Below are 25,414 nucleotides of genomic sequence, written 5' to 3'. Positions count from 1 at the left end.
TCTCCCGCCGGCGGCCGCGGTGCTCACTGCCGCAGCTCCGCGGGCGGCGTCCGCTGGGCGTTCACCGGGACGATGCGCGTCAACTCGCCCCACACCGCCATCCGGTAGCGCGAGGTGTACATCGGGGTGCAGGTGGTCAGCGTGATGTAGCGCCCCGGCTCGGTGAACCCGGACCACTGCGGCACCGGCTTGATCACGCCCGTCTCGTACTGCGAGAACGGCGACTTGGTGTTGGCGACCGTGTAGACGTACCAGTCGTCCCGGGTCTCCACGACCAGCTTGTCGCCCTTGCGCAGTTCGGCCATCTGATGGAACTTGGCGCCGTGCCCGTCGCGGTGCGCGGCCATGGTGACGTTGCCCTTCTTGTCCCAGGGCATCGCCGAGGGGTAGGGCTGGGTGTAGTAGCCGGCGACGCCCTGGTTGAGGACGTCGGTGGAGGTGCCCCGCTTGATCAGGACCGACCAGTCCTTGCCGAACCGCGGGATGTGCAGGAAGCCGATGCCGCCCCGGGTGTCCAGCGCGCCGGGCTTCGCGGCCGCGGGCGCCTTCCAGGCCTGCCGCAACGCGCTGCCCTCGTGGGAGGCCTGACGGTCCGCCTGGACGTTCGTCCACCACAGCTCGTAGGCGACGAAGAGCCCCAGCAGCAGGCCCACGGTGATGAGCAGCTCGCCGATGACGCTGAGGACGGCGGACACCGCCCCGCGGGCGGGCCGCCCGCGCTGTTCACTGCTCACCGTGCCGCCCCGACCCGTCGCTCTCGTTCTCCGGTGGTTCTCGTGGTGCTGGTGGTGCCTGTGGTGCTCATGCGGTGCTCAACGCCTTCTCAGCCGTGCATCAGGGCGTCCGGCTTGCCGTCCTTCCGGGGGCGGGTCTGCGTCAGGTCGCCCCAGACGATGAGCCTGTTGAGCGAGGTGAACTCGGGGGTGCAGGTGGTGAGGGTGATGTAGTGGCCCGGCTTGGTGAAGCCGGAGCCCACCGGGATCGGCTTGATGGCGCCGATGTTGGTGGGCGGGGTGACGGGCAGCGTGCTGGTGACCGTGTAGACGTAGTAGGTGGCGGCCGTCTCCACCACCACCTGGTCGCCCTTGGCGAGCTTGTTGATGTACCGGAACGGCTCGCCGTGGGTGTTGCGGTGCCCGGCGAGCGCGAAGTTGCCCGTCTGCCAGGGCATGGCGCTCTGCAGGCCGGACGGGTTGTCCGGGCTCTCGGGGCCGGAGTAGTGGCCCACCATCCCCTTGTTGAGGATGGTCTCCTTGTCGACGCCCTGCGCGATGGGCGCCTTCACGTCCAGCTTGGGGATGTAGATGATGGCGAAGCCCTGGCCGGGCTTGAACGCCCCAGGGTCGCGCGGGTCCTTCTGGGTCTTCTGCCCGTTCCAGGACTTCTCCAGGGAGTTGACGTCGTGTCCGGCCTGGGCGTGGGCGCGGATGTTCGTCCACCACATCTGGTAGGCCACGAAGAGCAGCAGGACGACGCCGAAGGTCATGAAGAGCTCGCCCGCGGTGCGCGCGGCGAGGATGCCGGCGCTCGGCTTGGGCTTCGCCCGCCGGCCGCGGCCGCCGCGGCGCGCGCCGCCCGGGGACGGCGCGGGCGACGCGGATCTGGCGGCGCGCCGCCGTCCACCGCCTCCACCGCCACCGCCGGCGGCCCGCCGGCCGTCGGCTCGGTGGCTGCCGCCGCGGGCCCGTCCCGCCTCCGCCTCGGCGCCCGCGGCGGGGGCCGGCCCGGCGGGCACGGCCATCGGATAGCGGTCCGGCTCCTCCTGGAGCTGCGCCGCATGGGCCCCGGCCGCGGGCATCGCCGCGCCGCCGGCCACCGTCGGCCATCCGCCCTGCCCCGCGGCCGGTGCCGTACCGCCCGCGCCCGCGGCCTGCGGGCCGTAGCCCGCCGGGGGCGGGCCGAAGCCCTCGGGCGCCGCGTGCCGCCCGCCCGTCGCGGGCCGCGCCGCGGCCTCGTCGTCCGCCATGGGTGTCCCCCTCCCGTCCGCGGCCTACTCCGAGACGACGGGCGCCAGGCCCGCCGAACGGGCCACGGCCCCCGTGTCCCCGCACTGCGCCAGCCAGTTGGCGAGCATCCGGTGCCCGCCCTCGGTGAGCACCGACTCCGGGTGGAACTGCACGCCCTCCACCGCGAGATCCCGATGGCGCAGCCCCATCAGCACCCCGTCCTCCGTCCAGGCCGTCCGCTCCAGCTCGTCCGGCAGCGTCCCCTCGACGACCGCCAGCGAGTGGTAGCGGGTGGCGGTCAGCGGCGAGGGCAGCCCCTCGAAGACGCCGGCGCCCTCGTGGAGGACGGACGACGTCTTGCCGTGCAGCAGTTCCGCCGCGCGCCCCACCCGGCCGCCGAAGACCACGGCCATCGCCTGCATCCCCAGGCAGACCCCGAAGACCGGCAGCCCGTTCTCCGCGCAGTGCCGGACCATCGCCGGGCACACCCCGGCGTCCTCCGGGGTGCCGGGGCCGGGCGAGAGCAGCACGCCGTCGAAGGCGGACGGGTCGGCCTCCTCGACGGCCACCGCGTCGTTGCGCCGCACCTCGCACTCCGCGCCGAGCTGCTGCAGGTACTGCACGAGGTTGTAGACGAAGCTGTCGTAGTTGTCGACGACGAGGATCCGCGTGGCCATCGCGCTGCTCAACTCCCGTTCCCGTGGCCGACCGTGCCGCCCCCGCCGTCCCCGCCGCCGCCGAACGGCACATGCGGCTCCAACCAGGGGAAGGCGTACTGGAACAGCAGGTACACCACCAGCACCACCAGCAGCACCGCGATCACGGCACGGACGGCGGTGTTGCCGGGCAGGTGCCGCCAGATCCATGCGTACAACGCCCGCTCCTCCCGATCTGCCGGTCTCCGGCCCGTGCGCCCCACCGTCCCTGCGGGGCCCCGCACCAACTCTAGACGGGCCTGACCGCATCCCGATCGTTATCCACCATTGCGCTGCGCCTTATCTCTCCACGACGATGACTGCCACTACCCTGGGCGGACACATCGAGTGCCGTCGCGGGCCGCTGCCGACCCCGCGGCCGGGCGCTCCGCAAGCCCAGACCTGGCCGACAGGAGAGACCCCTCGTGCCGAAGTCACGTGTCCGGAAGAAGGCCGATTACACCCCGCCGCCGGAGAAGAAGGCGACACCGGTCCGCATCGACAGCCTCGGGCGCCGCTGGGTCGCGCCCCTGATGCTGGCGATGTTCCTGATCGGCCTGGTGTGGATCGTCGTCTTCTACGTCACCGGTGCCGAGTGGCCGATCGGCGCGCTGCACAACTGGAACATCGTGGTGGGCTTCGGCTTCATCGCCCTGGGATTCGTGGTCTCCACCCAGTGGAAGTAGCGGGCCGCGGCTGGGGATAACCCGGCCCCAGCCTGTGGATAACCGCGCCGTCCGTCCCCGGGCCGGCGCCCCCGCTTCCCCCCTTCCCGATTCCCGTCGCCCGGGCTAATCGGCATAAAGGACGACAATCACAGGTGGCCGCCGCCCTTGTCCCAAGGGCGGCGGCCACCTGTGGATAACTCGTTCGAGGCGTCCCCGGTCCGGGGGGCGTCCTCAGGAGAAGACGGCCGCCAGCACCGCCAGCAGCAGCGCCCCGGCGAAGGTGAGCCCCTGCACCAGCGGACGCACCCGGCGCGGCGGGAACACCAGCCCGGCGGTCACCAGGATGCCGACCACCAGGCCGCCCACATGCCCGCGCCAGTCGATGGAGCTGCGGAAGCCGAAGGTGATCGCCAGGTTGATGGCGATCAGGATCAGCACCGGCTTCAGGTCGTAGTGCTGGCGCCGCGTCAGCACCAGCACCGCCCCGAAGAGCCCGAAGATGGCGCCCGAGGCGCCCAGCGAGGAGAGCCCCGGCGCGGCGGTCAGCACGAAGAGCGCCGCCCCGCCCAGCCCGCTCGCCAGGTACAGCCCCAGGAAGCGCGCCCGCCCCAGCAGCACCTCCAGCTGGGGGCCGACGGTCCACAGCGCCAGCATGTTCATGCCGATGTGCCACACCTGCTGGTGCAGGAACATCGCGGTGAGCATCCGGTACCACTGCTCCGGGCCGACCGCGGTGCCCACCACCTGGGCGCCCCCCCAGGCGTTCGGGTCCAGCGCGGGGCCGCGCACCAGCGAGAGCTCGGAGACGAAGCCGTAGCCGAAGGCGTAGGTGAGCAGCCAGACCACCGCGTTGACGGCGATCAGGGTGATCGTCACCGCACCGGGCCGGCCCAGCGGGACGCGCCCGCCGTAGACGGTGCGGGGCGCCCGCACCTCCTTGCGCCCGGCGGCCACGCAGTCGGGGCACTGGAAGCCGACCGCCGCCTGCTGCATGCACTCGTGGCAGATCGGCCGCTCGCAGCGGTTGCAACGGACCCCGGTCTCGCGGTCCGGGTGGCGGACGCACGTCGGGGGCCCCGGCTGCCCGGAGGCCGCTCCGCCGGGATCGCCCGACGGACCGTCAAACCGCTCGTACGAGGTCACAGCCCCTCCTCGGGCCCGCCGCCGGCCGCGGCCGGGGTCTCAGCGCTCGCTGATGGTGATGGTCTCGATGACGACGTCGTTGGCCGGACGGTCCTGCGGGCCCGTCGGCAGCTCGGAGATCTCCTTGGCCAGCTGCTGGCTCTTGGGGTCCTCCACCACGCCGAAGATCGAGTGACGGCGGTTGAGGTGCGGCGTCGGCGCCACGGTGACGAAGAACTGCGAGCCGTTGGTGCCCGGCCCGGCGTTCGCCATCGCCAGCAGGAACGGCTTGTCGAAGCGCAGCTCGGGGTGGAACTCGTCCTCGAACTCGTAGCCGGGGCCGCCCATGCCGTTCCCCAGCGGGTCGCCGCCCTGGATCATGAAGTTGGGGATCACCCGGTGGAAGACGGTGCCGTCGTACAGCGGGTCCTTGGACGCCTGGCCGGTGGCCGGGTTCTTCCACTCCCGCTCGCCGGTGGCCAGGCCCACGAAGTTCGCGACCGTCTTCGGCGCGTGGTTCGGCAGCAGCTTCACCTCGATGTCGCCGCGGTTGGTCTTGATGGTGGCGTACAGCTCGTTGGCCACGTCCCTCTCCTCGCTGCAGTGCGTGTGCGGGTTGCGGCCTCACATCCTCGCACGGGCCCAGGGCCGAACGGCACTGCGGCGCGAAAGGCCCCCGGTGGCATCCTCGGAGCGGTACCGCGGGCCGACCGGGCGAATCCGAACCGCCCGAACGGCCCCTAACTGGCATGGTCTGTAAATAGGTGGATAGGCGAGAGAACGAACACTGCCCACAAGGAGGTTCCCGTGACCCGCATGGACACCGTGCGCCGCACCGCACGGCAGGCCAGGAGCCAGGCCGCGCCGTACGTCCGGCGGGCCGGCGAGGAGTACCGCGCCCGCGTCGCCCCGCATCTGGAACATGCCGTCGAGGCCGTGCCGCCGCGTCTGGAGCACGCGGCCGCGCAGGTCGCCGCGCGGACCCGCGCGGCCGCCCACGACGCGGCCGTCGCCGCCCGGCCGCGGATCGACGCCGCACTGCACGAGGCCCAGGCGCGCGGCAGCGCCGCGGCCCACCACACCGCCGAGCTGGCCCGTGCCCGGGTCGAGCCGGTCCGCGAGGAGGCGATGGCCCGCGGTGCCGCCGCCGCCCAGGTGCTGCGCGGCGTCGTGCCCGCCGAGGCCGTCGAGAAGCTCGCCGTCCAGGCCGAGCGCCGGCAGCGCCGGGGCAGGACGCTGCGCCGCGTCGGCATCGCCGTGGCGGTGCTGGGCGTCGGCGCCGCGGCGTGGCAGTGGTGGCGCCGCCAGTCGACGCCCGACTGGCTGGTCGAGGAGCCGCCGGCCACCGAGGTGGCGGCGACCGGCTCGACCGCGGCCGCGGACACCGAGCCGGAGGACGCCAAACCGGCCGACGCCTTCATCGGCGAGTCGGAGGACCGCCGCGCCGAGTAGGCCGCCGCGCCCGTAGAGCCGAAGGGACCGCCCATGGGGACGGCCCCTTCGGCTTTACCCGTGTGATGCGGAACACCACGGCAAACGGAAGGTCAAAGACAACGCCTTGTGCAGGTCAGGGGTCTGATCCGGTGGCACTTCGGTCCCACCTGTCCCCCTTACCTCATGAGGTTCCCATGAAGCTTCGCTCCTCCCTGGCCGCCGTCGCCGCGACCGCGGCGCTGGTCCCGGCCGTGCTGCTGGCGGCCCCGACCGCCTTCGCGGAGGACGGCGGTCCCGCGGCGACCGCCTCGGCAACCGTCGGCACGACCCCGTCGGCCTCGCCGACCGGTACGCCCGGCTCCGGTTCGACGGAGTCCGCGTCCCCGACCGCGACGCCCGGCGGCAGCGGGACGCCGGCGCCCACCGAGGACCCGAGCACCACCCCGTCCGCGACCCCGACGAAGACCCGGGCCGGCACGCCGTCCACTTCCCCGAGCGGCTCCGCGTCCGCCAAGGCCTCCGCCAGCGCCTCGCCGTCGAAGTCGCCCCAGGAGTGCACCGACTCCGACGAGGAGAAGACCGACTCCCGGCTGCGCACCGCCCTGACCGGCCTGCCCTCGAAGATCGTGGCGGGCAGCGGCTTCCACACCTTCCGGCTGGATGTGCGCAACACCGGCGACGCCGCCTACAAGAGCGTCGACCTCGGCGTCTTCGCCGGCCGGCTCGACGCCGACTACTTCGTCGACACCCGCTACCTGACGATGCAGTTCCAGGACCCGGCGAGCGGCCGCTGGACGCCGATCTCGCTCGCCGAGTCGGACCTGTCCGCCGGCTACCTGGGCTCCACCGGCATCCGCCCGCACGAGTCGTTCTCCGTGAAGCTGCGCCTCGCGGTCTCCGCCGCCGCCCCGGCCGGCCAGGCGTTCGCCTTCACCGTCGGCATCTACGCCGACGGCGAGGGCAACTGCGTCTACACCGCCGACGAGTTCTACGAGTTCCGGATCGTGAAGGCCGGCTCGCCCACGCCCCCGAAGGACGACACCGCCAAGCCGCAGGGCGGCGCCAAGCCGCTGCCGAGCACCAAGCCGGCCGGCTCCACGAAGATCGCTCCCAAGGGCACCCTCGCCGAGACGGGATCGAACTCCGCCCTCCCGGCGATCGGCCTCTCCGCCGCCGCGGCCGTCGCCCTCGGCGCCGGCACCCTGTACACGGTCCGCCGCCGCGCCGCCCGGCGCGCCTGACGCCCCGTGACGCACGAGGGGCGTGCCCGCGGATCCTCCGCGGGCACGCCCCTCGACTGCTCTCCACCTGCTGTGGAGCCTAGGGGAGTCGAACCCCTGACATCCGCCATGCAAAGACGGCGCTCTACCAACTGAGCTAAGGCCCCTCGGCGCCCGGTGAGCGCCGCCCACAGCCTACCGGGTCACCGGGGTGATCCCTAAGCCGGTTTCACGTCAAACGGAACCGGAGCGGGCCCCGGACCGAGAGGGTCCGGGGCCCGCACCGTGCAACGTCGCCGATGCGCCGTCAGGAGTTGGAGGACGGCACCGGGTCGGTGGCCTCCGTCCACAGGTCCTGCTCGGCACGGTCCGCCTGGATCTGGCGGTACACGAGGAAACCACCGATAGCGGCCAGTGCGACCAAAAGAAGCTTCTTCACAGCGCGACCTCGTCCTTCTGCGTAGGTTCGTTCTCCCGGGCGTCCCTGCCGCTGGGGGCCAGTCCGAAAAGGCGCCTCGCGCCCGATAATACACAGCCGTCCGGCGGCGATCGGGGGCCCGTGGGCAATTCAACACGCTTGGCGGCACGGCGAGTCCGCCGCACCGCCGCGCGACCGTCAGAGCCGCTCCGGGGCCTCCACCCCGAGCAGCCCCAGCCCCAGCTCCAGCGCCCGTCCCGAGAGCCCGCAGAGGCCCAGCCGCGCCGCCCGCACCTCGGGCCGCTCGGCGCCCAGCACCGGGCAGGACTCCCAGAACCCGGAGAAGGCCTGGGCCACCTCGAACAGCTGCCGGCACAGCCGGTGCGGACGCAGCGTCTCCGCCGTCTCCAGCACCGCACCGGGCAGGCCCAGCAGGGCCAGCGCCAGCGTCCGCTCGGCCGGCTCGCCGAGCGCGTCCGCGGTGATCGGGCCCTCCGGGACGCCGGCGGCCGCGCCCCGGCGCAGCACGCTGCCCATCCGGGCCCGGGCGTACTGCAGGTACACCCCGGTGTTGCCGTCCATGGCGAGCATCCGGTCGAAGGAGAAGACCGCGTCCCGCTCCCGATCCACCGACAGGTCCGCGTACTTGACGGCGCCGATGCCCACCGCCCGCGCGATGTCCTCGATGCCGTCGGCGGTCTCCTCCCCGGTGCTCCGCCCGGCGTTCCGCTCGGCGATCATCGCCGCGGCCCGCCGCACCCCCTCGCGCAGCAGGTCCAGCATCTCCACCGTGCCGCCGGCCGACCGGGTCTTGAGCATCCGCCCGTCCGCGCCCAGCACCGAGCCGAACGACACCTGCCGGAAGTCGGCGTCCGCGGGCAGCACCCCGGCCTCCCGGGCCACCGCGAAGACGGTGGCGAAGTGCTGCTGCTGGGGCGCCCCCACCACGTAGTAGGAGCGGTCCGCCTTGAGCTCGTCCACCCGGTACTGGACGGCCGCCAGGTCCGTGGTGTCGTAGGTGTAGCCGCCGTCCCGCTTGCGCAGCATCACCGGGACGGGCGCGCCGTCCCGGCCGGCGAAGCCCGCGGGGAAGGCGCAGAGCGCCCCGTCGCTCTCCTCGGCCAGCCCGGCGGCCTCCAGCCGCTCCACCAGCGGGCCCAGCAGCGGCTGGTAGAAGCTCTCGCCCCGGACGTCCTCCGGGGTGAGCCCGACGCCCAGCAGCGCGTAGACCTCCTGGAGGTGCGCGACCGAGGCGTCCATGACGGACCGCCAGATCCGCCGGCTATCCGGATCGCCCGACTGCAGCTCCGCGGTGCGCCGCCGGGCCCGGTCGGCGAACTCCGGATCGCCGTCGAACCGCAGCCGCGCGGCCCGGTAGAACTCGGTCATGGCGCCCGGCTCCGGCCCGCCGCCGGTCTCCACCGCGTGCTCCACCAGCAGGCCCATCTGCGTGCCCCAGTCGCCGAGGTGGTTCTGCCGCACCACCTCGTGGCCGAGGAACTCCATCAGCCGGGCGATCGCGTCGCCCAGCACCGTGGACCGCAGGTGGTGCGCCTGCATCTCCTTGGCCGCGTTGGGGGCGCTGTAGTCGACCACCACCCGCTCCCGCCGCTCCGCCTCGGGCACCCCCAGCCGCGGGTCGGCGGCGAGCGCGGCGAGCCGGCCGGCGAGGAAGGCGGGCCGCAGCACCAGGTTGAGGAAGCCGGGCCCGGAGACCTCCGGCGGTTCCAGCACCCCGTCGGCGAAGAGCGCGGCCGCCACCCCCTCGGCGACCTCCCGGGGCGGCCGTCCCAGCCGCTTGGCGAGGCCCATCGCGGCATTGGACTGGAAGTCCACCCCGGCCACCTGGGAGGGCCGCAGCAGCGCCTGAGCGGGCGTCAGGGAGACGTCCCAGGCGGCCCGCACCGCGTGCGCCACCCGCTGCGCCAGCAGGCCCTCGACGGTCGCGCCGGGCAGCGCCCGGACCATCCGCGCCACCCGGACCGCCCCGGACGCGTCCGACTTCAGCGGCTCCTCGGAGCCGTCCGCGGCGAAGCCCAGCCCGGTGTAGAGCCGTTCGGCGGAGGAGTTCCCCACGGTGACCCCGAGCGTGCAGCGGACCGCCCCGTGGGCCGCCGCGTCGTCCATGGCCGCCTCGGCGAGCAGCCGGCCGGTGCCGGCGCCCCGGGCGGCGGGGGCCACCCACATCGCGAAGAGATGGGCGTTCCCCGGCTCCTCCGGGAGGACGTACCAGCCGACGGTGCCCAGCGCGGCGCCCCCGTCCGCCGGGAAGGCCGCCAGCAGCCCGTTGGCGGGCCGCGACAGCCGCTCCCGCCACTCCGCCTCGCCCAGCCGGCTCTCGTCGGCCAGGGTCCCGCCGAAGGCCGACGGGGACTCGGCGAGCGCGGCCAGCCTCAGCCCGCGGAACAGCTCCCAGTCCTCGGGCTGCAGTCGACGGACCGTCAGCGGGGCGTGGGGAGCGGTTCCGGGCGCGGGAGAAGCGGGTTCGTCTGCCATGGACGGATACTGGCGAGCCGCGCGCGCCGCAGCAAGGCATTTACCCTCCGGGGCGCCCCACCGCCCCGGCTACTCCACCGCCGCGCGCCGCCGCCCCGGCAGCACGGCCGCCGCGAACCACAGCACGACCGAGCCGGCGAGGGTCGCCCACAGCCCGGAGTCGAAGTCCGTCACATTGAGCCCGTGCGCGGAGCCGTTGGCCTTGGTGCGGAAGATCGCCCAGAGCACCACCATCGCGATGCCGGCGAGCCCGGAGAGGCCCAGCAGCATCCGCGACTGCGCCAGGATCCCGAGCACCCCCACCGCGGCCACCACCAGTGCCGCCACGAACATCGAGTGCCACAGGCTGCCCGTCGCGTACGTGCTGCCGCCGAAGAGGAACCCGACGTCGATACGGCGCTCCTCGACGCCCTTGTACCAGGGCTGCCAGACGTTGACGACGACGGCCGCGATACCGACCAGAGCCAGCAGATTCCCTATGAATCGCCTCATACCTTGAGGATTGGTGACGGAGCCGCCCCGCGCCAGGTGGCGGACCCCCCAATCTCCCCTGAGGCGCACCCCCCGAATGGGGGCGCATCGCAGCGCCGCGCGCCCGTTCTGGGATGAAAATCGCCGTTAGCGGAAAAACACCCCATGCGGGGACACACCCCTGGAACGAGGGATCGGGACCATGAACATCCTCTGGGCCGTCATCGAAGGGGCGATCATCGGCTTCCTCGCCCAACTCATCATCCCGGGCCGTTCGCAGACCAAGTGGTGGATGACGCTGATCCTCGGCATCGGCGGCGCCATCCTCGGCAACTACATCGCCGGCTGGATCGGCGTCCGCCACACCCGCGGCATCGACTGGATCCGGCACCTGCTCCAGCTCGGCTGCGCCATCGTCCTGATCGCTCTCGCCTACCCGGCCTTCGCCAAGGCCTCCGGCGGCGTCGGCACCAAGGACAAGCTCAAGGAGGGCGGCCAGCACCGCGGCTGACGCCGCGGCAGCGCGCCCCGGGAACGCCGAAGGCCCGGACGGGGATCCGTCCGGGCCTTCGCGGCGGTGGGGCTAACAGGACTTGAACCTGTGGCCTCTTCCTTATCAGGGAAGCGCTCTAACCGTCTGAGCTATAGCCCCTTGCTGGCGCGAGAAGAAGATTACCCCACCCCGCGCCGTGCGCCCAAATCGTTTGGCCGGACGCTCACTCGTCCTCGGCGAGCGTCAGCTCGACGCCGCCCACGAACGAGGACGAGATGTTGTAGATGAACGACCCGAGCGTGCACAGCGCGGTCACCAGGATCACGTCGATCACCGCGATGATCGCCGTGAAGCCCAGCACCCGGGGCAGCGACAGGAACGACTGCAGATCGAAGCCGCCGCCCGAGGAGCCCTGCGTCACCTCGACCATGGTCTTGCTCACCGTGCTGAAGACGCCGATGGCGTCGAGCACCATCCACAGCACCGCGACCGCGACCATCGTCACGACGCCCAGCGCCAGCGACAGCAGGAAGCTGATCTTCATCACCGACCACGGGTCGGCCTTCGCCACCCGCAGCCGCGCCCGGCGGGTGCGCGGCGCCGAGCGCCCCGGGAGCGGCGCGCCGCCCCGCGGCGGCGCCACGCCGGTCTGCGCGGACGGAACCTGCTGCGTCATGCCCGGCGCGCCCTCCGCGCCCTGCTGCGGATAACCCTGCATCTCCTGCTGCACCTCGGTTCGCCCCCCAGACCGCACGTCCTGCGCCGGCCGGTCGGTTGCACCGCCGACGGGACCATCCCGCCGACCGGGATCGATGGTACGGGCGGCGGCGGCACCGGTGCCGCCACCGGCCTCCGGAGCCGCCGCGTCGCCGAAACCGCCACGCGCCTCGTTCACCTCATGCCTCCCGCTGACGGTGGCTCATCGTCGCACCGCTGTTGTTGCCGCCGACCGGGGGGACGCGCGCGCCGCGGCCGCGGTTCACTCGTCCGTGTCAGGCTCGTCGGCCGCCGGAGCGCTTCCGCCCTCGGCACCGGCGTCCTGCGCGGCCTCCGCACCCTCCACCGGACCCTCGGAGTCCGCCGGACCCTCCGGGCCTTCCGGCTCATCCTCCTCGGCCTCCGCGTTGCGGGCGATACCCACGACCGCGTCCTTCTTGCCGAGATGGATCAGCTGAACGCCCATGGTGTCACGACCGGTCTCCCGGACCCCCTCGACCCGGGTGCGGATCACACCGCCGCCCAGCGTGATGGCGAGGATCTCGTCGGTCTCCTCGACGACCAGGGCGCCGACCAGCTCGCCGCGGTCCTCGACGATCTTGGCGGCCTTGATGCCCAGACCGCCGCGGCCCTGCACCCGGTACTCCTCGACGGGGGTGCGCTTGGCGTACCCGCCGTCCGTGGCGGTGAACACATAGGTGCCGGGGCGGACCACCTGCATGGACAGCAGCTCGTCGCCGTCCCGGAAGCCCATCCCCTTGACGCCCGAGGTGGCCCGGCCCATCGGCCGCAGCGCGTCGTCGGTCGCGGTGAACCGGATCGACTGCGCCTTCCTGGAGACCAGCAGCAGGTCGTCGGCGGAGGAGACCAGTTCGGCGCCGATCAGCTCGTCGCTCTGCCCGTCGCCGTCCTCGCGCAGGTTGATGGCGATCACCCCGCCGGCCCGCGGCGAGTCGTAGTCCTTCAGCGCGGTCTTCTTCACCAGGCCGGCCTTGGTGGCGAGCACCAGGTAGGGGGCCGCCTCGTAGTCGCGCACCGCCAGCACCTGGGCGATGTGCTCGTCCGGCTGGAAGGCCAGCAGGTTGGCGACGTGCTGGCCGCGGGCGTCGCGGCCGGCGTCCGGCAGCTCGTAGCCCTTGGCGCGGTAGACCCGGCCCTTGTTGGTGAAGAAGAGGATCCAGTGGTGCGTGGTGGTGACGAAGAAGTGGGAGACGATGTCGTCCTGCTTCAGCTGGGTGCCGCGCACCCCCTTGCCGCCGCGCTTCTGCGAGCGGTACAGGTCCGTCCGCGTCCGCTTGACGTAGCCGCCCCGGGTGATGGTGACGACAATGTCCTCCTCGGCGATCAGGTCCTCCATGGACATGTCGCCGTCGTGCGGGATCAGCGTGGAGCGCCGGTCGTCGCCGTGCTTCTCGACGATCGCCGCGAGCTCCTCGCCGACGATCTGCCGCTGCCGGGCCGGCGAGTCGAGGATCGCCTGGTACTCGCGGATCCGGGCCATCAGCTCGTCGTACTCCGCCGTCAGGTTCTGCCGCTCCAGGGCGGCCAGCCGGCGCAGCTGCATGTCGAGGATGGCGCGGGCCTGGATGTCGTCGATCTCCAGCAGGTCCATCAGGCCCTGGCGCGCGACGTCGACCGTGGCCGACGCCCGGATCAGGGCGATGACCTCGTCGATCGCGTCCAGCGCCTTGAGCAGCGCGCGCACGATGTGGGCGCGCTCCTCGGCCTTGCGCATCCGGAACTTGGTGCGGCGGACGATGACGTCCAGCTGGTGGTTGACCCAGTGGCGGACGAACTGGTCGATGGAGAGCGTGCGCGGCACCCCGTCGACGAGCGCCAGCATGTTGGCGCTGAAGTTGCTCTGCAGGTCGGTGTGCTTGAAGAGGTTGTTGAGGACGACCTTGGCAACGGCGTCCCGCTTCAGCACGATGACCAGGCGCTGGCCGGTGCGCGAGGAGGTCTCGTCGCGCACGTCGGCGATGCCCTGGATCTTGCCGTCCTTCACCAGGTCGGCGATCTTCAGCGCCAGGTTGTCCGGGTTGACCTGGTACGGCAGCTCGGTGACGACCAGGCACTGCCGGTTCTGGATCTCCTCGACCTCGACCACCGCGCGCATGGTGATCGAGCCGCGCCCGGTGCGGTAGGCCTCCTCGATGCCCCGGTGGCCGACGATCAGCGCGCCGGTCGGGAAGTCGGGGCCCTTGATGCGCAGCAGCAGCTCGTCGAGGAGCTGCTCGTTGGAGACGTCCGGGTTGTCCAGCAGGTACTGGGCGCCGGAGGCCACCTCCCGCAGGTTGTGCGGCGGGATGTTGGTGGCCATCCCGACCGCGATCCCGGACGAGCCGTTGACCAGCAGGTTGGGGATGCGGCTGGGCAGCACCTCCGGCTCGCTGGAGCGGCCGTCGTAGTTCGGGACGAAGGCGACGGTCTCCTCGTCGATGTCCCGCACCATCTCCATGGCGAGCGGGGTCATCTTGCACTCGGTGTACCGCATGGCGGCCGCCGGGTCGTTGCCCGGCGAGCCGAAGTTGCCGTTGCCGTCGACCAGCAGCATCCGCATCGACCACGGCTGGGCGAGCCGCACCACGGTGTCGTAGATCGACGAGTCGCCGTGCGGGTGGTAGTTGCCCATCACCTCGCCGACGACGCGGGCGCACTTGAAGAACCCGCGGTCGGGGCGGTAGCCGCCGTCGTACATCGCCCACAGCACGCGGCGCTGCACCGGCTTGAGGCCGTCCTTCACGCTGGGCAGCGCACGTGCCGTGATGACGCTCATCGCGTAGTCGAGGTACGACTGCTGCATCTGCGTCTCGAGGCCGACCGCCTCTACCCGGCCGCCGCCCAGCTGCGGCTCCTCCTCCGGGGTCGCGCCGTCGCCGGGGCCGTTCTCGTCAGCCACGTGGATTCAGGTCCTTTCACGTGCAGGGTGATGCTGCGGGGAAGATGTGCCGGAGGTGCGACGGGGTGTCAGATGTCCGGACCCCTCAGATGTCCAGGAAGCGGACGTCCTTGGCGTTGCGCTGGATGAACGTCCGGCGCGCCTCGACGTCCTCGCCCATCAGGACGGAGAACAGGTTGTCCGCCTGCGCGGCGTCGTCCAGCGACACCAGCTGCAGGACCCGGTGCTCGACGTCCATCGTGGTGACGCGCAGCTCCTCGGCGGGCATCTCGCCCAGGCCCTTGAAGCGCTGGATGTCGCCGTCCTTGAGCCGCCGGCCGGCCTGGGTGCCCAGCTCGATGAGGGCGTCCCGCTCGCGGTCGGAGTAGGCGTACTCGACGTGGTCGCGCGTCCACTTCAGCTTGTAGAGCGGCGGCTTGGCGAGGTAGACGTGGCCGGCCTCGATCAGCGGGCGCATGAAGCGGAACAGCAGGGTGAGCAGCAGCGTGTTGATGTGCGCGCCGTCGATGTCCGCGTCCGCCATCAAGATGATCTTGTTGTAGCGGAGCTTCTCGATGTCGAAGTCGTCATGGATGCCAGTGCCGAACGCCGAGATCAGCGCCTGGACCTCGTTGTTCTGCAGCACCTTGTCGATGCGCGCCTTCTCCACGTTCAGGATCTTGCCGCGGATCGGCAGGATGGCCTGGGTGAAGGGGTTGCGCCCCGCCTTGGCCGAGCCGCCGGCCGAGTCGCCCTCGACGATGAAGATCTCGCACTCGGACGGGTCCTTGGACTGGCAGTCCGAGAGCTTGCCCGGCAGCGCCGCCGTCTCCAGCAGGCCCTTGCGGCGCGTCAGGTCGCGCACCTTGCGGGCCGCGACGCGCGCGGTGGCCGCCTGGATGCCCTTGCGGACGATCGCGTTGCCCTCGTTGGGGTTGCGGTCCAGCCAGTCGACGAGGTTCTCGTAGACGACCTTCTGCACGAAGGTCTTCGCCTCGGTGTTGCCCAGCTTGGTCTTCGTCTGGCCCTCGAACTGCGGGTCGCCCAGCTTCACCGAGATGATCGCGGTGAGGCCCTCGCGGATGTCCTCGCCGGTGAGGTTCTCGTCCTTGTCGCGGAGCAGCTTCTTCTCGCGGGCGTACCGGTTGACGAGACCGGTCAGCGCGGCGCGGAAGCCCTCCTCGTGGGTGCCGCCCTCATGGGTGTGGATGACGTTGGCGAAGCTGTAGACGCTCTCCGAGTACTGCGTGTTCCACTGCATCGCGACCTCGACCGAGAGCTTGCGGACCGGGTCCTCGCCCTCGAAGTCGATCACCGAGTCGTGCACCGGCTCTCCCTTGCGGGAGTTGAGGAACGTCACGAAGTCGGTGATTCCGCCCTCGTAGTAGTACTCGACGCGGCGGGCCTCGGCGACCTCGGGCGCGGCCTCGGCGCTCTCCGCGTTGGCCGTCTCCTTGGCGGAGGGCCGCTCGTCGGTGAGCGTGATCGTCAGGCCCTTGTTGAGGAACGCCATCTCCTGGAAGCGGCGGGCCAGCGTCTCGAAGGAGTAGTCGAGGGTGTCGAAGACGTCGCCGTCGGCCCAGAAGGTGACGGTGGTGCCCGTCTCGTCGGTGGCCTCGTGGCGCTCCAGCGGCTCCACCGGCGCGCCCAGCTTGTACTGCTGGGTCCAGCGGTAGCCGTCCTTCTTGATGTCGACGTCGAGGCGCGTGGAGAGCGCGTTGACGACCGACACGCCGACGCCGTGCAGGCCGCCGGAGACCGCGTAGCCGCCGCCGCCGAACTTGCCGCCCGCGTGCAGCACGGTGAGGATCAGCTCGACCGCGGGGATCTTCTTCTCGGGGTGCAGGTCGACGGGCATGCCGCGGCCGTTGTCGACGACGCGGACGCCGCCGTCCTCCAGGATCGTGACGTCGATCCGGTCGTTGAAGCCGGCGAGGGCCTCGTCCACCGCGTTGTCCACGACCTCCTGCACCAGGTGGTGCAGGCCGCGTTCGCCGGTGGAGCCGATGTACATGCCGGGCCGCTTGCGAACGGCCTCCAGGCCCTCCAGAACGGTGATCGCGCTGGCGTCGTACGCGGGCGTGCCCGCGTCCTGGCCCGCGGGTACGGCGGAAGCAGTCTCGTTGGGGTTGCCGGAATCGGCCACGAAGCGCCCTTTCTGGCACAGCGCATCCCCCCACGCTTCTGATGCCGGGAGGCAGCTGAGTCGTTCGATGCAGCTCGACTTGAGGTCGTGTTCCGCGTCGGCCCCGCCTCTGCGCGGAACACTGCGGCCCTACATCCCCCAGTCTACCGGTACCACTGACACCAATGGGGGTTTGCCGGGCCCTGAGTCGACCGCAGAGCGATTCACACCCCCGCTCGCGACCCCCTAGGCACCCCGCAGGGGTCGATCCGCTCACATCGCCACTCAGCGGCTCCGGCGATTCGCGTGCCGTTTCGTCGGCTCCGCCCGCCCCGTCGCCCCGTCAGCCCCAGGTGTCGCGGGGGCCCCGGGAACCGGGCGCGCGGAGCCTTCCGCCGTAGCCGCGGCGCGGCCCGACCGGGCCGCGGACCGTGATGAGCCTCACCGTGCCGTGGCCCAGCTGCCGGTTGAGCGTCGCCACCAGCTGGGGGGCCATCAGCCGCAGCTGGGTGGCCCAGGCGGTGGAGTCGCACCGCACCGTGAGGACCTTCTCGTCCTCGTCGTAGGTCTCCGGGGCGCAGTGCTGGGCGATCTGCTCGCCCACGATCTCCGGCCAGCGGCCCATCACGCCGCCGACCTTGACCGGCACCTCCCAGCCGCGCTCCGCGGTGAGCCGCTCCAGGGCGGCCTTGAGCGGGAAGGGGTCGCGCCCGTCCGGCCGCGCGCCGCTGCGCAGGCCCGCGCGCCGGGGATTGCGCTTCTGGACGGCCTGCGTGCCCCGCTTGCGCGCCTCCTCGCGCGCCGCCTGCAGCGCCGCGCGCGCCAGGTCGATGCCCTTGGGCTGCCCGCCGCCCTCCGCGGGACGCTCCGGCTCCTCCGCCATCCTCAGCTCCCCACCGCGGACGGGCGCACCGCGCCGTCCGCCACCTCGAACCGGGCGCCGCTCAGCGCCGCCGGGACGTCCTCCGGGACGGCCGCCGTCACCAGCACCTGCTCGCCGTCGGCCACCAGCTCCGCCAGCCGGTCGCGGCGCCGCGCGTCCAGCTCGGCGAAGACGTCGTCCAGGATCAGCACCGGATCGCCCAGGCCCTGCCCGTCGTCCGCGCGCAGCAGGTCGTAGGAGGCGAGCCGGAGCGCCAGCGCCAGCGACCACGACTCGCCGTGGCTGGCGTAGCCCTTGGCCGGCAACCCGCCCAGCCCCAGCAGCAGTTCGTCGCGGTGCGGGCCGACCAGGGTAACGCCGCGCTCCACCTCCTGGGGACGGGACTCGGCGAGCGCCGCCGCCAGCACCGCCTCCAGCTCGGCCGGTTCGGAGCCCTCGGCGGGCAGCGCCGCGCCCACCGAGCCGCGGTACTCCAGGGACGCCTCGCCGCCGCCCGGCGCGATCCGCGCATAGGCCGCGTCGACCAGCGGGCGCAGCGCGGCCACCAGCTCCAGCCGGCGGGCCGTCAGCTCCGCGCCGGCGCGCGCCAGATGCGCGTCCCAGACGTCGAGCGTGGAGAGGTCGGGCTTGGCGCCGCGCGCCGCCCGGCGGGCCATCGCCACGGTGCGCAGCAGGGCGTTGCGCTGCTTCAGCACCCGCTCGTAGTCCTGCCGGACGCCGGCCAGCCGGGGCGCGCGCGCCACCAGCAGCTCGTCCAGGAACCGGCGGCGGTCGCCCGGGTCGCCCTTGACCAGGGTGAGGTCCTCCGGGGCGAAGAGCACGGTGCGCAGGCTGCCGAGCAGTTCGCGCGGGCGCACCGGGGCGCCGCGGTTGATGCGCGCCCGGTTGGCGCGGCCCGGGTTGATCTCCACCTCCAGGAGGGTGGAGCGGCCGCCGCCCTGCACCGCGCCGCGCACATAGGCGCGCTCGGCGCCGGAGCGCACCAGCGGCGCGTCACCGGAGACCCGGTGGCTGCCGAGCGCGGCGAGGTAGCCGACGGCCTCCACCAGGTTGGTCTTGCCCTGGCCGTTGGGCCCCGTGAACGCGACCACCCCCGGGCCGAGGGACACCTCGGCGCGGGGGTAGGAGCGGAAGTCGGCCAGCGACAGATGCGTCAGATGCATCGGCCTCGCGGTCAGCCCTTCTGGTGCTGGGTGGGGTCGGGGGCGGCCGACTTGCCGTTGGACGCCTCCACGGCGTGGCCGCCGAACTGGTTGCGGAGCGCCGCCACCATCTTCATCGCCGGGCTGTCCTCCTGGCGGGAGGCGAACCGGGCGAAGAGCGAGGCGGTGATGGCGGGCAGCGGCACCGCCAGGTCGACGGCGGCCTCCACCGTCCACCGGCCCTCGCCGCTGTCCTCGGCGTAGCCGCGCAGGTCCTCCAGGCCCGGGTCCTCCTTGAGGGCCTTGACCGCCAGGTCGAGGAGCCAGGAGCGGATGACCGTGCCCTGCTCCCAGGAGGCGAAGGTGTCGGTGACGTTCTCGACCACGTCGGAGGTCTCGAGGAGCTCCCAGCCCTCGGCGAAGGCCTGCATCATGGCGTACTCGATGCCGTTGTGGACCATCTTGGCGAAGTGCCCGGCGCCGACCTTGCCGGCGTGCACGAAGCCGGAGTCGCCCTCGGGCTTGAGCGCGTCGAAGACCGGCTGCACCTTGGCGACGTCCGCGGCGTCGCCGCCGACCATCAGGGCGTAGCCGTTCTGCAGGCCCCAGACGCCGCCGGAGACGCCGGCGTCGACGAAGCCGATGCCCTTCTTCGCCAGCGTCTCGGCGTGCTTCTTGTCGTCCGTCCACTTGGAGTTCCCGCCGTCGACGACCACGTCGCCCTCGGAGAGCAGCTCGCCCAGCTGGCCGACGGTCTGCTCGGTGGGGGCGCCCGCGGGCACCATCACCCACACCACGCGCGGCGTGGGCAGCTTGGCGACCATCTCCTCGAGGCTGGCGGCGTCGGCCAGCTGCGGGTTCCGGTCGTACCCGACCACGGTGTGGCCGGCGCGGCGGATGCGCTCGCGCATGTTGCCGCCCATTTTGCCGAGGCCGACGAGACCGAGCTCCATGTCAGGACCCTTTTCTCTGATCGTGGCGGCCGCGGGTGCCGCTTGTGGCGACCGTCGGCCGTGGTGGTGCGCGGTGGTCCCGCGCACCTGGTGAACATGTTTCGGAATCCACCGTATGCCCACGGGCGCGAGCGATCAGCAGATGCTCAGCCGGACTGGCGGACCGGCATGATCAGGTAGCGGTACGAGGTGTCGGCCTCGGCGTCGAGCGCGGTCTTGCCGGAGAGCAGGGCCGGCTTCGTCGAGGTGGTGAAGGACAGCTGGGCCACCGGGGAGTCGATCGCGCTCAGTCCGTCGAGCAGGAACGTCGGGTTGAAGGCGATCGAGATGTCGTCGCCCTCCAGGTTGGCGTCCACCCGCTCCGAGGCCTGCGCGTCGTCGCCGGAGCCGGCCTCCAGGGTGAGCACGCCCTGCTCGAAGGTGAGCCGCACCGGGGTGTTGCGCTCGGCGACCAGCGCCACGCGCTTGACGGCCTCGGTGAACGGCGCCGTCTCGATGGCGGCCACCGCGGAGAACTCGGTGGGGAAGAGCGTGCGGTACTTGGGGATGTCTCCTTCGAGGAGGCGGGTGGTGGTGCGCCGCCCGGCGCCCTCGAAGCCGATCAGGCCCTCGCCGGCGCCGCCGTCGGAGAGCGCGACGGTGACGGACTCGCCGCCGGTGAGCGAGCGGGCGGTGTCCAGCAGCGTCTTGGCGGGCACCAGGGCGACCGCGTTCAGATCGGCCTGCTCCGGCTTCCACAGCAGCTCGCGGACGGCGAACCGGTAGCGGTCGGTGGCGGCGAGGGTGAGGGTGTCGCCCTCGATCTCCAGCCGGACGCCGGTGAGCACCGGGAGCGTGTCGTCCCGGCTGGCGGCGACGGCCACCTGGGAGACGGCGGAGGCGAAGACATCACCGGGGACGGTGCCCGCGGTGGTGGGCATCTCCGGCAGGGCCGGGTACTCGTCCACAGGCAGGGTGTGGAGTGTGAATCGCGAGCTGCCGCAGACCAGGGTGGCCTTCGAGCCGTCGGTGGACAGCTCCACCGGGCGGTTGGGCAGCGAGCGGGCGATGTCGGAGAGCAGCCGGCCGGAGACCAGCACCGTGCCCTCGTCCTCGACCTCGGCCTCCACCTCGACCTTGGCGGACACCTCGTAGTCGAAGCCGGAGAGGCTGAGGCGGTCCTCTCCGGTGCGCAGCAGCAGGCCGGCCAGCACCGGGGCCGGGGGCCTGGCGGGGAGGCTGCGCGCCGCCCAGGCGACGGCCTCCGCGAGCACGTCACGCTCCACCCGGAACTTCACTTCGGTCACTCCTCGGTCTCGCTGTCGGACTGTCCGACGGGTTTGGGGGCGGAGGCCGCGGGCATCGATGACAGCGACCCGGCCCCGAGCGCCGGGCACCAGTCTGACGTACCGCACCGACAGAGCGGGCCCGGTCCCGACAACGAGTCGTCCGTCAGCCCGCGTTGACGCATCCACAGCTTGTGGGCCTCGCTGCGATTAACCGGCTCTCTCCCTAGGTATCAGTAGTCGTAGTAGTAGGGGTTGTGGATACTGTGGAAAACAGGTCCCGCCGCAGGTCGGGGCCCGTTTTTTATCCACCGGGGGCTGTGGGTGCAGCTGTGGGCAACGCACGGGGTCTGTGGACCGCGAAAAGTTTCCCACAGGCCGTCCACAAGGCACGGGGGTTTGTCCCCACCTTCGTCCACAGGATTTCCCCAGGTCTCGCCGTCAACTCCGGGTGATGTCTTTCACACCGAGGACGGATGCCGCTCCGCGTGTTGTCGAACTGTGGACAGAGCTGGGGAAAAGCTGGGGACAACCTGCATCACCCTGGGGACGGCGGTCAACCTCCCGATGCACCGTCAACTCTCCCGTGAGCGCTGTACACAGGCTGTGGACAACGCTTCTCCACAAATCCACACCCCTCTGACCTGGCCCTCCGTCAGACGGACCATCCCGACTGTGGACAGCATGGGGAAAACCTTGGGGATATGCCAACCTGTGGAGCTAGGACGCCCAACTATTCTGTGGACAACTCGGCGCCGCCGCGAGAATTCGAACAACCCAAACATCCGCGCCCCTTCCGGGGACGCCGGTGCGTGGAGATGTGGAAGGCCCGAGAAGGCCCGAGAGGGCCCCGAAGAGGGCAGGGAAGGGCCGGGAAGAGCGCGGGAGGGGAAGCCCGAAGAGGCCTAGCTCTTAATGCGGTTGGTGAGTTCGGTGACCTGGGTGTAGATCGAGCGCCGCTCCGCCATGAGCGTCCTGATCTTCTTGTCCGCGTGCATGACCGTGGTGTGGTCCTTGCCGCCGAACAGCGCGCCGATCTTCGGGAGCGACAGCTCCGTCAGCTCGCGGCACAGGTACATGGCGATCTGCCGCGCGGTCACCAGGTTGCGGTTGCGCGAGGTGCCCTTGAGGTCGTCCACCTCGACGCCGAAGTAGTCCGCGGTCTGCGCCATGATCTGCTCACCGGTGATGTCCGGCTTGTCGCTCTCGCCGGCCGGGATCAGGTCCTTGAGGACCACCTCGGTCAGCTGCAGGTCGACCGGCTGCCGGTTGAGGCTCGCGTACGCCGTCACCCGGATCAGCGCGCCCTCCAGCTCGCGGATGTTGCTGGAGATGCGCGAGGCGATGAACTCCAGCACCGCGGGCGGCGCATGGAGCTTCTCCTGGACCGCCTTCTTGCGCAGGATCGCGATCCGGGTCTCCAGCTCGGGGGGCTTGATGTCGGTCGTCAGGCCCCACTCGAAGCGGTTCCGCAGCCGGTCCTCCAGCGTCGCCAGCTGCTTGGGCGAGCGGTCGGAGGAGAGCACGATCTGCTTGTTGGAGTTGTGCAGGGTGTTGAAGGTGTGGAAGAACTCCTCCTGCGTCGACTCCTTGCTCGCGAGGAACTGGATGTCGTCGACCATCAGGATGTCCACGTCGCGGTACCGCTGCCGGAAGGCGTCCTGCTTGCCGGTCTGGATGCAGTTGATGAACTCGTTGGTGAACTCCTCGGAGCTCACGTACCGCACCCGCGTGCCCGGGTAGAGCCTGCGCGCGTAGTGGCCGATGGCATGGAGCAGATGCGTCTTCCCCAGGCCCGAGTCGCCGTAGATGAAGAGCGGGTTGTACGCCTTCGCCGGCGCCTCGGCGACGGCGACCGCGGCGGCGTGCGCGAAGCGGTTGCTGTCGCCGGTGACGAACGTCTCGAAGAGGTACTTGGGGTTGAGGCGCGCGTTGGTCTCGTCCTTGCGCGGCGCCGGGACGCCGCCCGACCCGCCGGTCGGGCCGGTGCGCGGCGGGGGCAGCACCGACTCGGTGCGGCGCGGCCCGGGCAGCGGCAGCTGGGGGCGGCCCGGCGCGGGGCGGACTGGGTGGCCGCCCTCGGCCTCTCCGTCGGAGGACGGATCGGGGTGCGGCTCCACGGTGCGCGCCGGCCGGTGCGCCTGGGGCGCGACCCGCTCCGCGGCGGGCGCCGGGGGGCGCTCGGGATGCGCCTCGGGGGGACGGGGGTACTCCACGGGCTCCGGGAAGAGGCCCTCCTGCCGCGGGGCGGGGGCCGGCTCGGCGGGCGCGTGCTCGGCACGGCCCTCGGGGGCCTCGCCGGACGACGGGTACTCCGGGGACGGGTACTCCGGCGCGGGCTGGTACTCGGGCGCGGCATGCCGCTCGGCGGCGCAGGGCGCCTGCTGCTGCGGCGCCTGCTGCCCGAACTGCTCCTGCCCGAACTGCTCCTGGCCGTACTGGTCCTTGCCGTACTGCTCTTTTCCGTACTGCTCCGGCGCGTACTGCTCGCCGCCGAACTGCTCCTGGCCGTACGGGGGCTGAGCGGACGGGCCGGGCCCGAACTGGTCGGTGTTGAACGGGGCCTGGCCGAACCGGCCGTGGCCGAAGTGCTCAGGCGCCGCGTACGGCTCCGCCCCGAACCGCTCGCCGCCGAACTGCTCCTGGCCGTACGGCGACTCGGGCCGGTACGGCTGCTGCTCCTGGCGGTACGCCTGCTCCTGGTGGAAGGAGCCGCCCGGACCGCCGTAGCCGGGCGCGGCCGCGGGGCCGGCGTCCCAGGGGGCCGGCCGCGACTCGGGCGCCTGGGACGGGGCGGGCGGGGGCGGCGCCGCGGTGGGGTCGACCGAGACGGAGATGCGCACCGGACGGCCCAGCTCGCTGCTGAGCGTCTCCGTCACCTTCTGCGCGAGCCGTCCCTCCAGGACGCGCTTGCCGTACTCGTTGGCGACCGACAGCAGCGCGATGTCCTGCAGCAGGCCCAGCGCCTGGCTGCGCTCCAACCAGTGCCGGTCCTTGTCCTGGACCGCCTCGTCCTCGTTGATGCGGGCCACCACCCGGGCCCACACCGCGGCGAGGTCACTGGTCACATCGGCCACGGTGCACGCTTTCTGGGCGGGTCGGCGCGCGACAGCGGCGGCGGTGGGGGACCGTGGGCCGGGCGCAACTCAACGGGTACAGGACGGAATACGGACGCAAGTCGGGGATCAGGACACGGTAGACACACGGGCACTGGTGTTCAAGTCGTTGTCCACAGGCTGTGGGTAACCCCTCCGTAGGATGGCACGGGAGGGGCGCTGATCGTGGGAGATGCGCCCCGTGAAGGGGGCGGTTTGACCCGCGGCCCGGCCCGCGCGTACCGTTGCGAGGTCGAGTTGTCCCTGGCCGTTGCCGCATGCCCGGACGTCGTCCGGATCTCCGGTTCGGTCGCCCCGGCCGCCGCATCCGGTCCGGTCGGCTGCTCGACGCCCCGAAGTCTCGAAATCATCTCTGGAGCCCCCGAGTGAGCAAGCGCACCTTCCAGCCGAACAACCGCCGCCGTGCCCGCACGCACGGCTTCCGGCTGCGCATGCGCACCCGCGCCGGGCGCGGGATCCTCGCGTCCCGTCGTCGCAAGGGTCGCGCCGCGCTGTCCGCCTGATACGACCGGGTCATGTCGTGCTGCCCTCCGATCAGCGGCTGAGGCGGCGCCAGGACTTCGGCACCGCGGTGCGGCGCGGCCGTCGCGCCGCGCGCCCGACCCTTGTGGTGCATCTGCACCGCGGGACGGGCGGTCCGGGTGCCGATCCAGCGACATCGACCGTTGCGGCAACGTCCGCCGGTGACCCGCGCGCGTCCGTTGCGCAGGAGTGCTCAAGCACACCTGCGCCGGCGCGTGCGGGTTTCGTCGTGAGCAAAGCGGTGGGCGTGGCCGTGGTCCGGAACCGGGTGAAGCGCCGACTGCGGCACCTGGTTCGCGACCGCTTGCCGGAGCTGCCCGCCGGTAGTCTGGTCGTGGTGCGTGCGCTGCCTCCGGCTGCGCACGCGAGCCACGATCAGCTGGCCCGGGATCTCGACGCAGCCCTGCGCCGGCTCCTGACGGGAGCGCGCTCATGAAGTACCTGCTGATGGGTCTGATCCGGCTCTACCAGTGGACGATCAGTCCGCTGCTGGGTCCCGTCTGCAAGTACTACCCCTCGTGCTCGCACTACGGGTACGAGGCCGTCCGTGTGCACGGAGCCGTGAAGGGCTCCGCGCTGGCGGGCTGGCGGATCCTGCGCTGCAACCCCTGGTCGGCCGGCGGTGTGGACCATGTCCCGCCGCGGAAGGCGCCGCCCTGGCACCGCAGGCTCCGTGATCGATTCCTTGTCGCCTCCGGCGGCGGACACTCCTTGGAGTCCGTGAGCGTTGACAGCGTGAGCGGTGCTTATGGGGAGGCCGCTAACCACTCCGGTAGCGTCCCCGATAATGCGGTGGGCCCTGACCGGCCCCGCCCGGCATCCGCGCCCAACGCCCAAGGAGCCTGACTTG

24 protein-coding genes and 2 tRNA genes are annotated in these 25,414 nt (G+C 72.0%); 7 read left to right on the top strand and 19 right to left on the bottom strand.

The genetic code is table 11. From position 1 onward, the window contains the following. Positions 1-23 precede the first annotated feature (23 nt). The 4 genes from BIV57_RS12400 to BIV57_RS12385 all read right to left on the bottom strand — a co-directional run bounded on the left by BIV57_RS12400 (position 24) and on the right by BIV57_RS12385 (position 2,820). Complete coding sequence (locus tag BIV57_RS12400) at positions 24-734, bottom strand: class E sortase (protein WP_071656806.1); 711 nt, start codon at positions 732-734, stop codon at positions 24-26. Between the two features lie 89 nt (positions 735-823). Then, on the bottom strand, positions 824-1,966 hold the full coding sequence (locus tag BIV57_RS12395; RefSeq protein WP_071656805.1) for a class E sortase: 1,143 nt from the start codon (positions 1,964-1,966) through the stop codon (positions 824-826). 24 nt (positions 1,967-1,990) lie between these two features. Next, complete coding sequence (locus tag BIV57_RS12390) at positions 1,991-2,623, bottom strand: aminodeoxychorismate/anthranilate synthase component II (RefSeq protein WP_071656804.1); 633 nt, start codon at positions 2,621-2,623, stop codon at positions 1,991-1,993. Positions 2,624-2,631: 8 nt separating this feature from the next. Beyond that, positions 2,632-2,820, bottom strand: coding sequence for a hypothetical protein (locus tag BIV57_RS12385; RefSeq protein WP_071656803.1), 189 nt, complete (start codon positions 2,818-2,820; stop codon positions 2,632-2,634). A gap of 246 nt (positions 2,821-3,066) precedes the next feature. Between BIV57_RS12385 and crgA the strand changes: the two genes are divergently transcribed. Then, complete coding sequence (crgA, locus tag BIV57_RS12380; protein ID WP_071656802.1) at positions 3,067-3,327, top strand: cell division protein CrgA; 261 nt, start codon at positions 3,067-3,069, stop codon at positions 3,325-3,327. Positions 3,328-3,540: 213 nt separating this feature from the next. On the opposite strand, the gene BIV57_RS12375 is transcribed toward crgA, so the two are convergent. Both BIV57_RS12375 and BIV57_RS12370 read right to left on the bottom strand, forming a co-directional pair. Beyond that, positions 3,541-4,452 carry a rhomboid family intramembrane serine protease gene (locus BIV57_RS12375; protein WP_071656801.1) on the bottom strand — a complete coding sequence of 304 codons (912 nt, stop codon included), beginning with the start codon at positions 4,450-4,452 and terminating at the stop codon, positions 3,541-3,543. Between the two features lie 39 nt (positions 4,453-4,491). After that, positions 4,492-5,016: a peptidylprolyl isomerase gene (locus tag BIV57_RS12370; RefSeq protein WP_071656800.1), complete on the bottom strand. Its 525-nt coding sequence runs from the start codon at positions 5,014-5,016 to the stop codon at positions 4,492-4,494. Between the two features lie 231 nt (positions 5,017-5,247). On the opposite strand from BIV57_RS12370, the gene BIV57_RS12365 reads away from it, so the two are divergent. Both BIV57_RS12365 and BIV57_RS26555 read left to right on the top strand, forming a co-directional pair. Continuing rightward, entirely contained in the window at positions 5,248-5,883 is a 636-nt protein-coding gene (locus BIV57_RS12365; RefSeq protein WP_245797599.1) for a DUF5324 family protein, read from the top strand. Positions 5,884-6,059: 176 nt separating this feature from the next. Continuing rightward, positions 6,060-7,106: a hypothetical protein gene (locus BIV57_RS26555; RefSeq protein ID WP_272868242.1), complete on the top strand. Its 1,047-nt coding sequence runs from the start codon at positions 6,060-6,062 to the stop codon at positions 7,104-7,106. Between the two features lie 73 nt (positions 7,107-7,179). On the opposite strand, the gene BIV57_RS12355 is transcribed toward BIV57_RS26555, so the two are convergent. From BIV57_RS12355 to BIV57_RS12340, 4 genes are all read right to left on the bottom strand, one after another. After that, a tRNA-Ala gene (locus tag BIV57_RS12355) sits at positions 7,180-7,252 on the bottom strand. A 140-nt stretch (positions 7,253-7,392) separates the two neighbouring features. After that, a complete protein-coding gene (locus BIV57_RS25590; protein WP_217651724.1) occupies positions 7,393-7,524 on the bottom strand; it encodes a DLW-39 family protein in 132 nt (43 codons plus the stop codon). Between the two features lie 177 nt (positions 7,525-7,701). Then, positions 7,702-9,999, bottom strand: coding sequence for an arginine--tRNA ligase (gene argS / locus BIV57_RS12350; RefSeq protein ID WP_079170259.1), 2,298 nt, complete (start codon positions 9,997-9,999; stop codon positions 7,702-7,704). A 69-nt stretch (positions 10,000-10,068) separates the two neighbouring features. Continuing rightward, positions 10,069-10,491: a hypothetical protein gene (locus tag BIV57_RS12340; protein WP_071656798.1), complete on the bottom strand. Its 423-nt coding sequence runs from the start codon at positions 10,489-10,491 to the stop codon at positions 10,069-10,071. A gap of 181 nt (positions 10,492-10,672) precedes the next feature. On the opposite strand from BIV57_RS12340, the gene BIV57_RS12335 reads away from it, so the two are divergent. Next, the gene (locus BIV57_RS12335) at positions 10,673-10,981 is read left to right on the top strand and encodes a GlsB/YeaQ/YmgE family stress response membrane protein (RefSeq protein WP_071656797.1); all 309 of its coding nucleotides are present in this window, start codon (positions 10,673-10,675) and stop codon (positions 10,979-10,981) included. Between the two features lie 67 nt (positions 10,982-11,048). Here BIV57_RS12335 and BIV57_RS12330 read toward each other — a convergent pair. The 9 genes from BIV57_RS12330 to dnaA form a co-directional block, all read right to left on the bottom strand. Then, positions 11,049-11,122: transfer RNA gene (locus BIV57_RS12330), tRNA-Ile, on the bottom strand. Between the two features lie 64 nt (positions 11,123-11,186). After that, positions 11,187-11,681 (bottom strand): DUF3566 domain-containing protein, encoded by a 495-nt coding sequence (locus BIV57_RS12325; protein ID WP_079170262.1) that lies wholly within the window; start codon positions 11,679-11,681, stop codon positions 11,187-11,189. A gap of 261 nt (positions 11,682-11,942) precedes the next feature. Further along, positions 11,943-14,579 carry a DNA gyrase subunit A gene (gene gyrA / locus BIV57_RS12320; protein ID WP_071656796.1) on the bottom strand — a complete coding sequence of 879 codons (2,637 nt, stop codon included), beginning with the start codon at positions 14,577-14,579 and terminating at the stop codon, positions 11,943-11,945. A gap of 85 nt (positions 14,580-14,664) precedes the next feature. Then, positions 14,665-16,725, bottom strand: coding sequence for a DNA topoisomerase (ATP-hydrolyzing) subunit B (gene gyrB / locus BIV57_RS12315; protein ID WP_071656795.1), 2,061 nt, complete (start codon positions 16,723-16,725; stop codon positions 14,665-14,667). Between the two features lie 301 nt (positions 16,726-17,026). Continuing rightward, positions 17,027-17,566, bottom strand: a complete 540-nt coding sequence (locus BIV57_RS12310) for a DciA family protein (RefSeq protein WP_071656794.1) — start codon at positions 17,564-17,566, stop codon at positions 17,027-17,029. A 2-nt stretch (positions 17,567-17,568) separates the two neighbouring features. Further along, positions 17,569-18,729 carry a DNA replication/repair protein RecF gene (gene recF, locus BIV57_RS12305; protein WP_071656793.1) on the bottom strand — a complete coding sequence of 387 codons (1,161 nt, stop codon included), beginning with the start codon at positions 18,727-18,729 and terminating at the stop codon, positions 17,569-17,571. A gap of 11 nt (positions 18,730-18,740) precedes the next feature. Then, entirely contained in the window at positions 18,741-19,661 is a 921-nt protein-coding gene (gnd, locus tag BIV57_RS12300) for a phosphogluconate dehydrogenase (NAD(+)-dependent, decarboxylating) (RefSeq protein WP_071656792.1), read from the bottom strand. Between the two features lie 146 nt (positions 19,662-19,807). Beyond that, positions 19,808-20,938 (bottom strand): DNA polymerase III subunit beta, encoded by a 1,131-nt coding sequence (dnaN, locus tag BIV57_RS12295; protein ID WP_071656791.1) that lies wholly within the window; start codon positions 20,936-20,938, stop codon positions 19,808-19,810. An 893-nt stretch (positions 20,939-21,831) separates the two neighbouring features. Continuing rightward, positions 21,832-23,994, bottom strand: coding sequence for a chromosomal replication initiator protein DnaA (gene dnaA, locus BIV57_RS12290; RefSeq protein ID WP_419185705.1), 2,163 nt, complete (start codon positions 23,992-23,994; stop codon positions 21,832-21,834). A 413-nt stretch (positions 23,995-24,407) separates the two neighbouring features. Between dnaA and rpmH the strand changes: the two genes are divergently transcribed. Genes rpmH through yidD form a run of 3 tightly spaced genes read left to right on the top strand, consistent with a single transcriptional unit; the run spans position 24,408 to position 25,410 of the window. Next, on the top strand, positions 24,408-24,545 hold the full coding sequence (gene rpmH, locus BIV57_RS12285; protein ID WP_071656789.1) for a 50S ribosomal protein L34: 138 nt from the start codon (positions 24,408-24,410) through the stop codon (positions 24,543-24,545). 17 nt (positions 24,546-24,562) lie between these two features. Then, entirely contained in the window at positions 24,563-25,000 is a 438-nt protein-coding gene (gene rnpA, locus BIV57_RS12280) for a ribonuclease P protein component (protein ID WP_071656788.1), read from the top strand. Continuing rightward, positions 24,997-25,410, top strand: coding sequence for a membrane protein insertion efficiency factor YidD (yidD, locus tag BIV57_RS12275; RefSeq protein WP_071656787.1), 414 nt, complete (start codon positions 24,997-24,999; stop codon positions 25,408-25,410). The genes rnpA and yidD overlap by 4 nt, the downstream gene beginning before the upstream one ends. Positions 25,411-25,414 lie beyond the last annotated feature (4 nt).

This window comes from Mangrovactinospora gilvigrisea (assembly GCF_001879105.1).
Taxonomy (GTDB): Bacteria; Actinomycetota; Actinomycetes; order Streptomycetales; family Streptomycetaceae; genus Mangrovactinospora; species Mangrovactinospora gilvigrisea.
This window is presented reverse-complemented; position numbering and strand designations above follow the sequence as displayed.